The organism is Mesorhizobium sp. CA12 (assembly GCF_020165255.1).
Taxonomy (GTDB): domain Bacteria; phylum Pseudomonadota; class Alphaproteobacteria; order Rhizobiales; family Rhizobiaceae; genus Mesorhizobium.
In genome coordinates this window covers 23386-38304 of sequence record NZ_JAIUHT010000019.1, presented here as the reverse complement: position 1 = coordinate 38304, position 14919 = coordinate 23386, and the positions used below count along the sequence as shown (strand labels likewise).

16 protein-coding genes and 1 tRNA gene are annotated in these 14919 nt (G+C 62.3%); 10 read left to right on the top strand and 7 right to left on the bottom strand.

Features of this window, described 5'->3' with window-relative positions:
* Window positions 1-54: 54 nt before the first annotated feature.
* Window positions 55-303 carry a hypothetical protein gene (locus LB520_RS24985; protein WP_224639732.1) on the bottom strand — a complete coding sequence of 83 codons (249 nt, stop codon included), beginning with the start codon at window positions 301-303 and terminating at the stop codon, window positions 55-57.
* A gap of 222 nt (window positions 304-525) precedes the next feature.
* On the opposite strand from LB520_RS24985, the gene LB520_RS24980 reads away from it, so the two are divergent.
* A tRNA-Thr gene (locus LB520_RS24980) sits at window positions 526-600 on the top strand.
* 133 nt (window positions 601-733) lie between these two features.
* Here LB520_RS24980 and LB520_RS24975 read toward each other — a convergent pair.
* The 5 genes from LB520_RS24975 to LB520_RS24955 all read right to left on the bottom strand — a co-directional run bounded on the left by LB520_RS24975 (window position 734) and on the right by LB520_RS24955 (window position 4596).
* A complete protein-coding gene (locus LB520_RS24975; protein WP_411969944.1) occupies window positions 734-1210 on the bottom strand; it encodes a DoxX family protein in 477 nt (158 codons plus the stop codon).
* Window positions 1207-2007 (bottom strand): DNA-binding domain-containing protein, encoded by an 801-nt coding sequence (locus tag LB520_RS24970; RefSeq protein WP_224639731.1) that lies wholly within the window; start codon window positions 2005-2007, stop codon window positions 1207-1209. The genes LB520_RS24975 and LB520_RS24970 overlap by 4 nt, the downstream gene beginning before the upstream one ends.
* Window positions 1994-3028 (bottom strand): DUF692 domain-containing protein, encoded by a 1035-nt coding sequence (locus LB520_RS24965; RefSeq protein ID WP_224639730.1) that lies wholly within the window; start codon window positions 3026-3028, stop codon window positions 1994-1996. Before LB520_RS24965 ends, LB520_RS24970 begins: the two co-directional genes overlap by 14 nt.
* A gap of 43 nt (window positions 3029-3071) precedes the next feature.
* Complete coding sequence (locus tag LB520_RS24960; protein WP_224639729.1) at window positions 3072-3341, bottom strand: DUF2282 domain-containing protein; 270 nt, start codon at window positions 3339-3341, stop codon at window positions 3072-3074.
* Window positions 3342-3573: 232 nt separating this feature from the next.
* On the bottom strand, window positions 3574-4596 hold the full coding sequence (locus tag LB520_RS24955) for a patatin-like phospholipase family protein (protein ID WP_224639728.1): 1023 nt from the start codon (window positions 4594-4596) through the stop codon (window positions 3574-3576).
* A 496-nt stretch (window positions 4597-5092) separates the two neighbouring features.
* On the opposite strand from LB520_RS24955, the gene LB520_RS24950 reads away from it, so the two are divergent.
* The 5 genes from LB520_RS24950 to LB520_RS24930 all read left to right on the top strand — a co-directional run bounded on the left by LB520_RS24950 (window position 5093) and on the right by LB520_RS24930 (window position 8962).
* Window positions 5093-5368, top strand: coding sequence for a hypothetical protein (locus tag LB520_RS24950; protein ID WP_140847187.1), 276 nt, complete (start codon window positions 5093-5095; stop codon window positions 5366-5368).
* Between the two features lie 205 nt (window positions 5369-5573).
* A complete protein-coding gene (locus LB520_RS24945; RefSeq protein ID WP_224639727.1) occupies window positions 5574-6488 on the top strand; it encodes a LysR family transcriptional regulator in 915 nt (304 codons plus the stop codon).
* A 192-nt stretch (window positions 6489-6680) separates the two neighbouring features.
* Window positions 6681-7163 (top strand): cupin, encoded by a 483-nt coding sequence (locus LB520_RS24940; RefSeq protein WP_224639726.1) that lies wholly within the window; start codon window positions 6681-6683, stop codon window positions 7161-7163.
* A gap of 89 nt (window positions 7164-7252) precedes the next feature.
* Window positions 7253-8455, top strand: coding sequence for an MFS transporter (locus LB520_RS24935; protein WP_224639725.1), 1203 nt, complete (start codon window positions 7253-7255; stop codon window positions 8453-8455).
* 42 nt (window positions 8456-8497) lie between these two features.
* Entirely contained in the window at window positions 8498-8962 is a 465-nt protein-coding gene (locus tag LB520_RS24930; protein WP_411966504.1) for a DUF302 domain-containing protein, read from the top strand.
* Window positions 8963-9015: 53 nt separating this feature from the next.
* Here the strand turns inward: LB520_RS24930 and LB520_RS24925 are convergent, their stop codons facing one another.
* Window positions 9016-9927, bottom strand: coding sequence for a LysR family transcriptional regulator (locus LB520_RS24925; RefSeq protein ID WP_224639724.1), 912 nt, complete (start codon window positions 9925-9927; stop codon window positions 9016-9018).
* A 241-nt stretch (window positions 9928-10168) separates the two neighbouring features.
* On the opposite strand from LB520_RS24925, the gene LB520_RS24920 reads away from it, so the two are divergent.
* The 4 genes from LB520_RS24920 (at window position 10169) to LB520_RS24905 (ending at window position 14917) form a co-directional block, all read left to right on the top strand.
* Window positions 10169-10951 (top strand): 3-hydroxybutyrate dehydrogenase, encoded by a 783-nt coding sequence (locus LB520_RS24920; RefSeq protein ID WP_224523808.1) that lies wholly within the window; start codon window positions 10169-10171, stop codon window positions 10949-10951.
* Window positions 10952-10973: 22 nt separating this feature from the next.
* Window positions 10974-12125 carry a patatin-like phospholipase family protein gene (locus tag LB520_RS24915; protein ID WP_224632693.1) on the top strand — a complete coding sequence of 384 codons (1152 nt, stop codon included), beginning with the start codon at window positions 10974-10976 and terminating at the stop codon, window positions 12123-12125.
* A 33-nt stretch (window positions 12126-12158) separates the two neighbouring features.
* Window positions 12159-13553, top strand: coding sequence for an NAD(P)/FAD-dependent oxidoreductase (locus LB520_RS24910; protein WP_224639723.1), 1395 nt, complete (start codon window positions 12159-12161; stop codon window positions 13551-13553).
* A gap of 167 nt (window positions 13554-13720) precedes the next feature.
* Window positions 13721-14917 carry an NAD(P)/FAD-dependent oxidoreductase gene (locus LB520_RS24905; protein WP_318012137.1) on the top strand — a complete coding sequence of 399 codons (1197 nt, stop codon included), beginning with the start codon at window positions 13721-13723 and terminating at the stop codon, window positions 14915-14917.
* The last annotated feature ends 2 nt before the right edge of the window (window positions 14918-14919 follow it).

Sequence of the window (14919 nt, the reverse complement as noted above, 5' to 3'; positions counted from 1 at the left end):
ATAGGATTTTCCTAAAACCGGACCGACTGTGGCCGGCCAGTATGGCTGATTTGGTCAGTCCTTGTGCATTTTTCCTGCAGCCGGCAACTCTTCCGGCCGATCGTTGGGATCGGCAGCGCGCTGTTCGTCAGCGTCGCCGGCGCGTTGCTTGTGAACGTCGCCAGCGCGCTGCTTGTCACGGTCGCCAACCCGTCGCGAACGTGCCTGCATCTTGCGCTTCTGCAAATTGGCGCGCAGCGCCTCGGCCAGCCGGTCCTTGCGCTCGCCGCCGCCTTTTATCGGTGGATTTGCCTTGTCGTCCATCGTCCATTCCTGACCGGCGGTCAGCCGGCCGCGATTCCGCATGGCTAGCATTTTCGCGCGGCCATGTCATGAAAGCGGGCCGAAAGTCGGGTTCATCCTGTGGATCAGCCGCCCATGCCGCCCCAAACCGCATAATTGCCGGCGGGAATCACATGCGACGCTTTGGGTTTTTCTTGGCCTTGCGCTTACCGGTTCGATATGGCAGAAGCGCCGCCATCGCAGGCTGCGGTAGCTCAGTGGTAGAGCACTCCCTTGGTAAGGGAGAGGTCGAGAGTTCAATCCTCTCTCGCAGCACCAGCCTATCCCGTTGAATTTGCTGAAGCTCTTGAGCGCCAAAGGTCTGCGTCCGTCTTTCGCTCCGATTTCAAGACATGGCTATCGTCAAAGTCCGCGAGCACGGGGTAAGCGATAGTCCCGCCCGTCGGGACGCTCATCTGCCGGACGCCGAAACGGTTCGTTCAGCCACATAGTCGAGCGAGAAAATGCCGGCGCCGCGTGTCAGGACGAGAAGCAGCAACGAGGCCCACAACAGGTGCTCGGCCCAGTTCTCCGGATAGACGAAGATCTGGATGACGGAGACGACGCCGAGCAGCATCAGGGCCGCCAGGCGCGAGAACAGTCCAAAAAAGATCAACACCGAGCCTGTGATTTCGGCCGTTGTCGCCAATGGCGCCGCTATCGAGGGATCGATGAACGGCAGGTTGTATTCGTTTGCGAACAACTGCAGCGTCACTGGCCACGAGGCGAGCTTGCTCTGGGCCGATTGCCAGAAGACATGCGCCACCGCCACGCGCGCAGCGAGTTGGACCAGCGAAAATGGAATGTGTTCGGGCAGCTTGATGGCGCGCCTGTAGAGGCCGACAAGGCCGGCCGGCATGGACGAGGAATGTTCTGATGCTGCGCTCATGACTGTCTCCATGTGTTTGAGAGGGAATTCGCGGCGACGCGCATGTTGGTGACGAGACCGTCGCCGAACAGACGCATAAGGGCGGAAACCAGATCGAAGGCAGGGTCGAGGGCCAACGCACGGCCGGTGGCATGCTCAAGGCCGAGACCGTGCTTCAGTGAATGCCAGAAGGCGAGGCTCGCGCGATCGAGCAGAGCAAGTCGCACGTTATCCCCTGACCGCCACAACGCCACGCGTTCGGGGCGCCTTGTCCAGGCGCTGTTCTGGTCGACGGGTCCTTCCTGCTGATGCGCAGTCCATACCGAAAGGATCGACCAGTGCGAAATGATCAGCCGCAGCGAAGGCTGCAACACGATATCTGGCGACGGGCCGAGCTCGGTGTTGTCGTATTCGGCGAGGCTGCGGGGCTGCGACGAAGGTGCATCGAGCGCCTCGGCGATGGCCCATTCGAGCCGTGCCGTTTCGGCAACGATCGGCATGTCGGACAGCGTGTCGGTTGATTTGAGGAAGCGCGGGAAGCCGGCGCCATAGCGCGCCAGCCGCGATTCCGTTGGCGGATGGCGTCGAATGAACTCGCTCGCCGCGTAGCGGAAGAAACGTTCGTCGACCAGGCGAACCGTGACCGGAAAAACCGCCATCAGCACCGCTGTCAGCGAGCTGCGGGTGTTGTTCTGGTAGATGCGCAGGCGGGCTAGCGGATCGGCCTTGCCCGCGGTCAGCAATCTCGCGCCGATCGTTGGATCCATGGCCAGCACCGAGCGCGCCATCGTGGTCTGCAGGTGCTCAAGCGGCAGCATGGTATTCCTCCTCGAGCGGAGGCAGCGCCAGGGAGATGGATGGTCTCGCGGTCTTGGCAGCCGCGAACGCCGCAAGGACGGGCATGCTGGTCGTCGTTTCGGCTTCGATCGGCAGGCGGATCGGCGTCGCTCGGGCTTCTGCCGTTTGCTCGCGCCGCACCGCCTGCTTGCGACTGAACATGATCGATGCGGTCAGCATGTCGGCCCACATCGCTTCGCCCAGCAGCACGTCGAGAACGGGAACGTCGGTGTCCCACTCGATCAATGTCGGGCGCGGCCCAAGCCGATCCACTGCATGCCGGTAGAGCGCCCAGACGACCGGCGGCACGCGCGAGCCATGATCGTCGATCAGCACGGTGTCGGTTCCGACCTTGTTGGTCGCATGGCCGGCGAGATGGATCTCGCCGATAGCCTCTTCAGGCAGCGCGTCGATGAATGCCTTGGCGTCATATTGCAGGTTGTGCGCGGAGACCTGGACATTGTTGACGTCGAGCAGCAGGCCGCAGCCGGTCCGCGCCACGAGCGTCGCGAGGAACTCGGCCTCGTTCATCGAGGAGTCCGCGAATGCCAGGTAGGCCGACAGGTTCTCGATCAGCACGCGTCGCTTCAGCGTTTCCTGAACCGTCTCGACGTTGCGGGCAACGATCGCCAGCGCCTCTTCGTCATAGCGCAACGGCAAGAGATCGTTGAGATAGGCCCCGTCGGCGACGCTCCAGGCGAGGTGCTCGGAAACCAGATCGGGCTCAAAGCGCTCGCAGACCTTGCGCAGCCTTTCGAGATGGTCGCGATCCAGGCCTTGCGCGCTGCCCAGCGATAGACCGACGCCATGCACGGACAGCGGGTAGGTCTGGCGCAGTCTTTCCAGCGCCTGGACGCGCGCGCCGTCGCCCATGTAGTTCTCTGCATGGACCTCGAGCCAGCCTGCGGACGGGCGCCGCGTCAGCATCTCCGCGATGTGGGGCGAGCGAAGACCGATGCCCGCCGATGCGGGGATTGCGAGTGGCGAAAACATATTGGACATCGGTCTCCTCCTTCTGGTCAGATTGCTCGAGGTGGAAAGTCGGTTAGGCCTTGGGCTTGTCGCTGCCCCCGGAAATCTTCGCGCAGCTGCCGGCCGGCACGTAGAGCCAGGAGTCAGGCTGGTTGTCGGCGGTGGAAGTGCCGGCGCATGAATGCGTCGCGGTCTGGCAGTCGTTCTGGCCGGCCTTGACGACGCCGTAGCACTTCTCGAAGGCGAAGCCGGGCTTGGCGGCGGGACCGCTATATGCCGCCGTGGCGGCGAGCGAGGTGGCGGCCGCGACGGCCGAGCCGATAAGGGTCTTGGTGTTGATCACAGGCTTGTCTCCTGGTTGGCGTTTCGACGGAAAGACCGGCCCTGAGGCCCGTCTGCAGATCAGTTTCCACGATCGCCATGCCGAGCTGAAATGCTGTCTCGGCATGGAATTGATAAGCGGGCCACGATGTGCCGAGGGCGGCGCGAAAAGGCCCTCCGGCCGGGAACCGGAGGGCCTGGCGCCTGCATTCGGGAGTATGCGAAGCAGGCGCGGCTAGGCGGGAGGAAAGCGCCTAGATGTATTGGGTTTTGCAGTCGCTGGGCGGGCGCTCGTCGGTGCTGGAAAGATCAGCGGCAAGCCAGTCTTCGGCACATTGCCGTCCCCTGTCACGAATGTCAGTCAGCTCGCCCCAATCGATCCAGGGCCTCACAAGCAGCGGAGCTCCAGCTCGATAGTGGCTGTCGAAGATGCTGTGAACCGGGGCGCATCCGGTCACGCATTGGGTGGCGCCGGGGCTGCGATCCGGACAGCGCGCCATGAATATCGACGGCTTGCCGCTGACCACCACACGATGGCAGGCTCCGATTGATGCCGCAGGCGGCAATTGCGAGATGTCGCCGTCGCCCCAATAGAGATCGCCATCGATCTCAATGGCCGGCGAAAGGAACGGAACAGCCGCTGCCGCCACGATCGCGTTTATCGACAACTGTTCGTCCGAGAATATCTTCACCGCATCTGTGCGGGCGTTGACGGCCACGACGCGCAGCTTCACCGGGCAGTCTTCGTCGCGGATAGGCTGAAGCTCGATCGACTGTTCCAGTATCGATCTAAGCAGGCTCGTTCTGTCGATGGCGAACATCGAGGCATGGCTGACGCGCCGCCAGAAATTGGCGAGTGCCGTCCGCGCGCCGCGCCTTCCGCCGACGCTCAGCCCATAAGCAAAGACCGCCGCCTGCATCGCTGCAAAGCCCGACGCGGTAACGCCGCTCACGCTGCAGTTCGGCTCGTCCAGTAGCCGATCGAGCACACCCCAGACGAAAGCGGCATGCGCGTCGTTTGCCAGCACGATGTCGATCGTCCGGCCCTCGACATTAGGATCCGTCACTGACGTGATAAGATCCGTCGCTGACGTCATCGATTGGACTGTGCTCACTGCGGACTGGGCAAGCATGGCCTGGTCTCCATCCCAAGGTCGCCAGCAAGGGCGATTGGAGAGAGACTGCCGCATCTTCTTGTTCAGCCGAAATGCCAAGGTGGCATGAAGTCCATAGGCAGATTGCATCGGCTGCCGGCCCTCGCGCGCGACAATCTTCATCCCGATCAGGCTGGCGCCGTTGCCGGAGCCGCGCCTGGAAGGGAGATGAATGATGAGAAGACAACTTGCCTGTGTGGCTGTGCTTGCAGTTTGTCTTGGCGTGAGCCCGGCGTCCGCCGACCCGTTCAGCGACCTCGCTGCATTCCCGACCTTCTATGCAGACTCCACAATGAAGACGATGAAACCGATGGCCGGGTTCAAGAAGGCCTGGTTCGCTCTGTCAAAGCATGACCGGGTCAAGATGACGAAGGCGTGCAACGCAAACCCCACGCACAATACTGCGCCAACGTGCTTGTTTTGGACGGAGCCAATTAGCGGCGCACGCCCGGAATGCAGAACCGGCATAAACCCCATTCGCAGATGGCATTGGCGAATTGAGCGCCGGATGAAGCAAGGTCCACCTCGGCAAGCGGGAACAATAGAGTTCCAAAATGCTGCCGGTCATCAACGCAGTCGTCAAAGGGGCGATTGCACAACTCCGGAGAAGGATCCCACCATGAATATCAAAGCCATCTGCATCGGCGCATTTGCACTTTCCATGCTCGGCAGCGCTGCGTTCGCCGGCGCGCTCGACGAGCCGTCCAACATGCAGCCCTTCTTCACCGACGCCAGCATGAAGACGATGAAGCCCAAGGCTGAATTCAAGGCCGCCTGGGACGCGATGTCGAAGGACAAGCAGGGTGCGATGATGAAGGAGTGCCAGGATGCGGCGATGAGCAAGCCGCACGCCGAATTCTGCGCCAACCTCCAGGCGCTCGGCGGCGCCAACTGAGCGCTCGACAACCGTTTCGGGCAACATCGGACGGCGGCATGATGGCGAGCAGCTTGCTCGCCATCATGCTTTTGAGAAAGCGAGAGCATTCGCCGGAAGCTCATCATGACCGATTGCTATCGACTTTATACCCCCCGTGCATTGGCGTGATGGAATGCATTGCGGCAGGGTTCGAGCCTGCAGATGCAGTTGAGGGACGACCCGCATGGACATTCATCACATCCGCTATTTCCTGGCCGTCTGCGAAACCCGGAATTTCACGCGCGCAGGCGAGAAGTGCAACGTTACCCAGCCGGCGCTCTCGCGCGCCATCCAGCAGCTCGAGGATGAGGTCGGCGGACTGTTGTTTCGCCGCGAGCGGAATCTGACGCACCTCACCGATTTGGGCGCTTTGCTCCGCCCCAGATTTCAGCAGATTCTCGATGAGGTGACCGGCGTTCGCCAGGAGGCGTCGAGGTTTCTTTGCCTGGAGAATGCAAATCTCAAGGTTGGGGTGATGTGCACGATCGGTCCGCGGCGATTCACTGGGCTGCTGACGGACTTCAACCGACGCCAGCAGGGCATCCAGCTGCAGCTTGTCGAGGGGGTCCCGGCATCCCTGTCGCAGTTGCTGGAAGCGGGTGAGATCGATGTCGCCATCATGGCGTCGAGCAACAGCTTTCCGGAGAGGTTCGATGTCACGCCTCTCTACCGCGAGCGGTTCGTGCTCGCGTTTCCCAACGGGCACCGGCTGGCCCGAAACGACAATGTCGCCATCTCGGAACTCGACGGCGAGAACTATCTCAGACGCCTGAACTGCGAGTATCGCGACTATCTTGCGGGCCTTTGCAATGAACGTGGCGTCAAGCTCAGGATCTCCTACGCCAGCGAACGCGAAGACTGGATTCAAAACATGGTCTCCGGCGGGCTGGGCATCTGCTTCATCCCGGAGTTCAGCGCCGTCATCCCGGGATTGCAGGTCAGGCCCGTCATAGATCCGGAGGTTTGGCGAGAGGTATCGCTTGTCGTCGTAGCCGGGCGCCGGTTCTCGCCGGCCACATCGACTTTCGTCAACAGCGTCAAGGCGCATAGCTGGCCGGAAAGCGGCATCGATCTATCGGTTAGGAAAACGGCTGCATAGCAAGTCGAAGAAAAGAACCGACGCCATGGTCTCTGTCGTGGCGCGGATTGCTGCGCCGGTATGATGAACCACGATAGTTTTCAGGTATCGATTTAAGAGCCAGTCAGCATTTCTCTTTCGAGGAGGCTCCGGTCACTCTCCTCGTCATGCCCCGCCTCCCGCGATTGGGCACCGACAAAGGAGAAACACGAGATGGCTACCAAGAAACTCAACCTTGCGTTCGCGCTGGGCATGCTGTCCGCGACCGTTGCACTTTCCGCGGCCCCGGCTTTCGCCGGCGACTGCCCTGCCGGCCAGGCCGCCACCACCGATGTCCAGGAACATCCAAGCAAGCCGGTCGGCGTGACCGACACGGTGCTTTCTGCAATCGATCTGAGCAGCAAGGGCGAGGCCTGGAAAGGCAACATGCTGCGCCTTCGCAAGCTCGTCGTTCAGCCCGGCGGCGTCGTGCCGTGGCATGAGCACAATGTCCGCCCTGCCAACATTATAGTCGTCGAAGGCTCGATCACTGAATACGCCAGCACCTGCAAGGTCGGCATCGAGCATCCGGCCGGCGACGCGACCGCCGAGTTCGGCCAGCTCGCCCACTGGTGGAAGAACAACGGCAAGGTCCCGGCCGTCCTCTATTCCGCCGACGTCCTGCCGCCGGCGATGCACAACGATCACATGATGTAAGCCGCTCGTTGCGGTGAAGATATCCCGGCATCAGAAACCAACAGCCCGTCCTCGGGCGATTGCCTGAGGACGTGGCAACGGAGCCCGTCATGACGACCAGTGAGCATTCCGAACCGACGCGGCTTCGCATGGCGGCCGCGGATAGCTGGCGCTTCGGCCTGATCGCGCTGATTGCGTTCCTGACGCTCGTCGATCTGTTCGCCACCCAAGCCATCCTGCCGTCGCTGGTGGTGAAATTCGGCGTCAGCCGCGCCACCATGGGCTTTGCCGTCAACGCCAGCACCTTCGGCATGGCGGTGGCCGGGATTGCCGTCGCTCTCTTTGGGCGCGGCATCGACCGCCGCAACGGCATCTGGATCAGCCTGGCCATCCTGGCGATCCCGACGACGCTGCTGTCGCAGACGGACAATATTGCGGTCTTCACACTGCTGCGCGTGGTGCAAGGCCTTTGCATGTCGACTGCGTTCACGCTCACCATGGCCTATCTGGCGGAGCATTTTTCGGCGCGGCAGACGACGAGCGCGCTTGCGGCCTATGTGACGGGGAATGTTGCCAGCAACTTTTTCGGCCGGTTGATGTCGGCGGCCGTCGCCGACACGTTCGGCATCTCCACCAACTTTCTGACCTTCGCCGCGCTTAATCTGCTCGGCGCCACCCTTGTCTGGTTCACGTTGCAAAAGACCTCATCCATGATGCGCGCGGACGCGGGAGAGGGGCTCGCCCGCGCCGCCTGGAAAGCCCCGTTGCGGAACGCCGAGCTGCGTGCCTGCTTTGCGATCGGCTTTTTGATCCTGTTCGTCTTTATCGGCACGTTCACCTATGTGAATTTTCAGCTTGTCGCGGTGCCGCTTTCGCTGACCCCCATGGCGCTTGGCGCAGTCTATTTCGTCTTCTTGCCATCAATGCTGACCACTCCGCTCGCCGGGCGCGTGGCCTCAGGCCTTGGCCCGAAAATGGGGGTGGGCGCGACGCTTGGGCTGGCGATCATCGGTTTGCTTCTGCTGCTCGCACCCAGCCTTCCGGTCGTCCTCGCCGGAATGGCGCTGGTCGCCGTCGGCACCTTCCTGGCTCAAGCGATAGCCACGGGACATGTCAGCCGGACCGCGTCGCGCGATCGCGCCGCCGCGAGCGGCATCTATCTCGCGTCCTACTACGCGGGCGGGCTCGCCGGCAGCTTCCTCATCGGACAGATCTACGACCGTGTCGGTTGGACCGCATGCGTGATCGTGCTGGTCGCGGTTCTCGCCAGTGCGATCGCGATCGCGCGCGTGCTGCAAACGCCGAAGGCCTGAGACCTGAAATCAAAACTTAGTTGTCCAACCAAGGAGACCGACATGACCAATCATCTCAAAGCTCTGTTTGCAGGCGCAGCCATGCTGATGTTTGCTGCCCTCCCGGCTGCGGCTTCGGACGGCGTCGTCACCGTCAAGAGCGACTATTCCGTCGCTGAAACCGTCGCCCGCATCAAGAAGGACGTGCTCAAGAAAGGCATCAAGTTCTTCGGCGTCATCGACCAGGCACAGCTTGGCAAGAATGCGGGCAACGATGTCAGGCCGTCGCGGCTCGTCATGTTCGGCAATCCGGCGCTCGGCACCACCTTCATCACCTCCAATCCCGAAGCCGGGCTCGACTGGCCTGTGAGAGTGTTGGTTTACCAGAGCGCCGACGGCTCGGTTTACGCCGCCTACAGCGATTTCGACTGGATCGCCAAGCGGCACGGCATCACCGACCGCACCGCGCAGTTCAAGATGGCGACGGAAGTCATCCAGTCGGTGACCTCAACCGTCAAGAAGAACTGAATGCGCAAAAGCATTGCCCGGACACGCAAGGCACGCTGCCTTGCCCGGCGACCCTATTCGGCGGCGGACAACGCTTTAGCCCGCTCGCCGAACCATTTCTTCTGCGTGGCCTCTCGCACCAATGCGCCGACCGCGGGCGAATGCCTGCGGCCGCGCACCGTGACGAGATTGACCTCCCGCCAGAATTCTGGCTCCGTGATCGGCAGAGGCACCACGCCAGGATGTCTGGCGGTATGCTCGGGCATGAAGCCGAAGCCAAGCCCGGCAGCGATCATCGCCAATGTCCAGTCGTCACGATCGCTCCAGTAAACCGGACTGACCGTGACGCCTTGCTGGGCAAGGATGGCATCCGCGTAGCCGGCGAACTCGCAATTGTTGCGATGGATGTAGCTTTCGTTGCTCATATCCTTCACCCGCACCGCGCGCTGATTGGCAAGGCGATGGGTCAGGTGAACAGCCATCACCATCTGCTCCTGGAAAAGCGGCAGGGCGTGCACTTCTTCGTCGGGGGCGTCTGAAGGCAACGCATAGATGGCAGCCTCGAGCTCACCCTCGATCAGCCTTCTCCTGAGGCTTGCCGCGTCCGCATCGCAAAGATGCAGCTCGACGCCCGGGTGGTGCGCGCGCACGGCCGCGATGAGCTCGATGATCTCGTCCGGAGCGATGGTGCTCATGATGCCGACCTTGAGCGGCATCTTCTTCAGGCTCACATATTGCTCGGCAATCTGCTTTGCCTGGCGAGAGTTCTCGAAGACTCCCTCGAGATAGGTCTCAACCATGCGGCCGAGCTCGGTGAGGTGAGTGAAACGGCGCTCGCGGTGGAAAAGCGGCCCGCCGAATTCATCTTCCAGGAGTTTGATGGCGCGCGACAGCGCCGGCTGCGTGACATTGCACTGCTCGGCCGCCCGCGTGAAATTCAGTTCCTTGGCAACGGCCAAGAAGTATCGGACCTGGCTGATCTCCACTGCACGCTCCCTCACTGGACGTGCATACGGCACGGCCCGGGTGCCATGCAATCTTACTAGCTGCCCTGACGTCAAACAACCCGAGCGGTCGATCGACCTCCACAGCCGACGATCTGACCGTCAGCTATCGAATCCATGTCTCAACGGCATTTCCGCAGCTTGCGGCGGTTCACCATACTCATCGTCAGATCCAGAGCCGGCCGCACCCCGTCGCTCGTAGCGCAATCGGAAGGACAAGACGATGCTCAAAGGCAAGACAGCGCTCATCACCGGTTCGACCAGCGGCATCGGGCAAGGCATTGCCGAAGCCTTCGCGGCCAAGGGCTGCAACATCGTTCTGAACGGCTTTGGCGACGCCGCCGAGATCGAACGCCTGCGGGCCAAGCTTGCGGCCGATCATCAGGCCGCCGTTCGATACGACAATGCCGACATGAGCAAAGGCGACGCCATCACGGCGATGATGGACAAAGCCATCGCCGAGTTCGGCGCCGTCGACATACTGGTCAACAACGCCGGCATTCAGCATGTCGCGCCGATCGACGACTTCCCGATCGAGAAATGGGAAGCGGTGGTGGCGATCGATCTCATGTCTTCATTCTATACGATCCGGCGCGCCTTGCAGGCGATGAAGGCGCGCAAATGGGGCCGCATCATCAACGTGGCCTCGGCGCACGCGCTCGTCGCATCGCCCTATAAATCCGCCTATGTCGCTGCCAAGCACGGTGTCGCCGGCCTGACCAAGGCCGTCGCGTTGGAGGTTGCCGAACAGGGCATCACGGTCAACGCCGTTTGCCCCGGCTACGTGCTCACGCCGCTGGTCGAGAAGCAGATACCGGATACCGCCAAGGCGCGCGGCATCACCGAGCAGCAGGTGATCAAGGATGTTCTGCTGGCAGCGCAGCCGACCAAGCAGTTCGTCACGGTCGAGCAGGTTGCCGCGCTTTGCCTGTTCCTGGCGTCGGACGACGCGGCTTCGATCACCGGCGCCGTGATGCCGATCGAAGGCGGCTGGACCGCTCACTAGACCCGCACGAGGAGCGAAGGCGATGAACAAGATCACGCAAAACCTGTCCGCCCCGCAAGCAGGACCGGCGATAGGCCACCAGGGCGAAGTCAAGCGTCAGACCGTTCTTGTCCTTCAAGGCGGCGGCGCGCTCGGCGCCTACCAGGCCGGCGTCTACCAGGCGCTGGTCGAGGGCGGCATCGAACCGGACTGGGTCATCGGCACGTCCATCGGCGCCATCAACGCCGCGCTGATTGCTGGAAACCAGCCCGGCGAGCGTCTCGCCAGGCTGCAGGAATTCTGGGACAGCGTCAGCCGCAGCAGTCCGTTCGACGAGTTTTTCCGGATGATGGTTCCAAGCAACATCTTTGCCAATATGGGCACGGTGATGCGCGGCATCCCGGGGTTCTTCGAGCCGAATCCAAGCGCCATGTTCGGAGTCAACCGCGAGGTCGGTGTCGAGAACGCATCCTATTACACCACGGATCCGCTCAAGAGGACGCTCAGCAATCTGATCGACTTCGACTATCTCAACGGGCGCCACACGCGGCTGACGGTCGGCGCGGTCAACGTCAACACCAGCGAGCTCAAATATTTCGACACGCGCGAGATGATCCTGTCGGCGGCGCATGTCATGGCGTCGGGCGCCTTGCCGCCGGCGTTTCCAGCAGTCTGCATCGACGGCGAGCCCTATTGGGACGGCGGCATTTATTCGAACACGCCCATCGAGGTCGTGCTGGATGAGCGCCCTCGGCGCGACGCGCTGATCTTTGCCGTCAACATGTGGCAGCCCCGCGCCAACGAGCCGAAATCGATCTGGCAGGTCATGGGGCGACAGAAGGACCTTCAATATGCCAGCCGCGGCCGGAGCCACGTTGCACGGCAGGAGCAACTGCATCGGTTGCGGCATGTCGTGCGCGAACTGGGAAGGCTCGTGCCGGAGGAGCGTCGCGAGGATCCGATGTTCAAGGAGCTCGCCTCCTATGGCTGCCCGTCGGTCATGCATCTCGTTCGCCTGCTTTCGCCGCGACTGGACGGCGAGGACCACACCAAGGACATCGACTTCACCCGCTCGGGCATACGCACGCGCTGGCAGGCAGGATACGAGCATGGGCAGCGCGTCCTCGCTGACAAGCCCTGGGAATGCGAGGTCGACATGCTGCAAGGCATCGTGATCCACGAATCCCAAGAGTGACGTGCCGCGCCGAGCAAGATACGGAGACCACCGATGCAGATTGTCACCCCCGGCATGCGGTTGATCCCGGAAGCCGTGCTCGCCAACAATGCTGCGCTGTTCCGCACGATCCCGGAGACTCCCTCGCACGCGGACAAGTCATTGCACCGCGTGATCATTGTAGGCGGTGGCGCGGGCGGCCTGGAACTGGCGACGCGCCTCGGCCGCAAGTTCGGCAACCGGCGGCTTTCCGTCACGCTTGTCGACCGAAACCGCACCCATATCTGGAAGCCGCTGTTGCATGAGGTGGCATCCGGCGCCTTGAGCGCATCACACGATGCGGTCGAATACATCGCCCATGCCAGCCGCCACGGCTACCGATACCGCATTGGCGAGGTCGTCGGCATCGATCGTGCCAAACGCCAGGTTTTCGTTGCGCCCAGCTTCGACGATGACGGTCGCCAGATCATCCCGCCGCGCGTTCTGGGCTACGACACGCTGGTCATGGCCGTTGGCAGCGTGACCAATGACTTCGGCACGCCGGGCGCCGCGCGCCATGCCATTTCGCTCGATACCGCGGAACAGGCGGCCCGCTTCAACAAGCGCATGATCGATGCCTGCCTGCGCGCCAATGCGCAGTATGAGCAGCTTTCACCCGGTCAGCTCCATTGCGTCATTGTCGGTGCCGGCGCCACCGGCGTCGAGCTGGCAGCGGAACTTCACAAGTCGATGCGCGAGATTGCGTCGCATAATCTCGACAACATCGATTTCGAAAGGCTGATCCGCATCACCATCGTCGAAGCCGGACCGAGGATCCTGCCTGCGCTGCCTGAGCAGATGGCGCGCGCCACGGCACGCTTGCTGATCAAGTTGGGTGTGCAGATACGCTGCGGGATCAAGGTCACTGAAGTGACCGAAGACGGTATACGGCTCGGCGACAAGCTCTTTGTGCCTGCCGAACTGGTCGTCTGGGCCGCCGGTATCAAGGCGCCGGATTTCCTGAAGGGTCTCGAAGGTCTCGAAACCGATCGCATCAACCGCCTGATCGTCGATGAAACCTTGCGCACGGTCGCAGACGAGAATGTGTTCGCGATTGGCGACTGCGCGAACTGCGTTCTCCCGGGCGAAGAAAACGCCTTGCCGCCGCGCGCCCAGACAGCCCATCAGCAGGCTCACTACATGGCCAAGGTGATTGCGGCGCGTCTCGCGGGGCGGGCCCCGCCGGCGTATCGCTACCGCGACTATGGTTCCCTCGTCTCACTCGCCGACTACGGTGCGTTCGGCAGCCTGATCGGGGGACTGAAGATCGAAGGTCTCATTGCAAGGCTCGTCTACCGCACGCTGCACAAGATGCATCTCAAGGCGGTGCACGGCCTGGCGCAGACAACGCTGGCTTCGATCGGCGAGATGATCGTCAGGCGCGCCAGACCGCGCATCAAGCTTCATTAGAGCGGCGGAGGCGATGCGATGGAAAAGTATGATGTCGTGATCCCGGGCGGCGGCAATGCCGGAATGGGCGTGACGGTGGCGACGCGCGCCGCCGGACTTTCCGTCGCCATGGTAGAGGCTCGCGATCTTGGCGGCACCTGTCCAATCGCGGCTGCACTCCGAAGAAGGTGCTGGTCGCGGCAGCCCACGCGCTCGACGAGATCGCGAGGGCCGGCGATCATGCAATAAGGATCGAACCGCCGCGGCTGGATTGGCGAGGCTTGATCGAGCGGGAAAAGGACATCATCAGGGATATCCCGTCCCGATTGTCCGGTTTGATGGCCAAGCGAGGCGTCGACGTCATCTACGGCGAGGCCGCATTTGTCGCCAGCAACGTCATCCGCGTCGGCAGTCGAGAATTCGAGGCCAGGAACATCGTCATCGCCACCGGCTCGAAGCCGCGCCCTATGCCGATTCCGGGCTCGGAATTCTTGACGACATCCGACGATGTGCTGAGCGATCCGACGCTGCCTCGCGCCATGGTGTTCATTGGCGGTGGCGTTATCGCTTTCGAGCTGGGTCACGTCTATGCGCGCGCCGGCGTCGAAGTCACGATCCTAGAGGCGCTGCCGCAGCTTCTGGGAAGCTTCGACGTGGATGCCGTTGCTCAGCTCCTTGGCGAGAGCGAGCGCCTGGGTATCAGCATCCATACCAAGGCCTGGGTCAAGAAGATCGAGGAGGTCGACGGGCGACTGCGGGTGAGCTTCGCGAAGGATGGCGCCGAATACCGGGTGGACGCAGATCGGGCCGTCAATTGCGCCGGGCGCGTTGCCAATGTCGAGGGCCTCGATCTCGGCGCCGGCGTCACCGTGCATCGCGAAGGCCGCATCGAGATCGACGATCATCTGAGGTCCCGTTCCAACCCGGACGTCTATGTCTGCGGCGACGCGGTCTGGAATTCTCCGCAGCTTTCGCCGATAGCGACCTACGAGGGCGGCATCGTCGGCCGCAATATCGTCGACGGCCCGAAACATCGGCCCGACTACAGTCACATACCTGCCTCGCTCTACAGCATTCCGGCCGTGGCAACCGTCGGTTTGACCGAGGCCAAGGCGAGGGAACGCGGCTTCATCATCAAAGTCCGCTCGAACGACATGCAAGGCTGGCTTTCGGCCAGGACTTACGCCGAGCCGGTAGCATGGTCGAAGATCATCGTCGAGGAAACGACAGACAGGATCCTTGGGGCTCACCTGGTCGGCCATGCCGGCGAAGAGCTGATCCACATATTTGCGCTCGCGACGAGGCACGGCATCACGGCACGAGAGCTGTCTGAGATGGTCTGCGCTTTCCCGACCTTCACGGCGGATATCAGGAACATGATGTAACG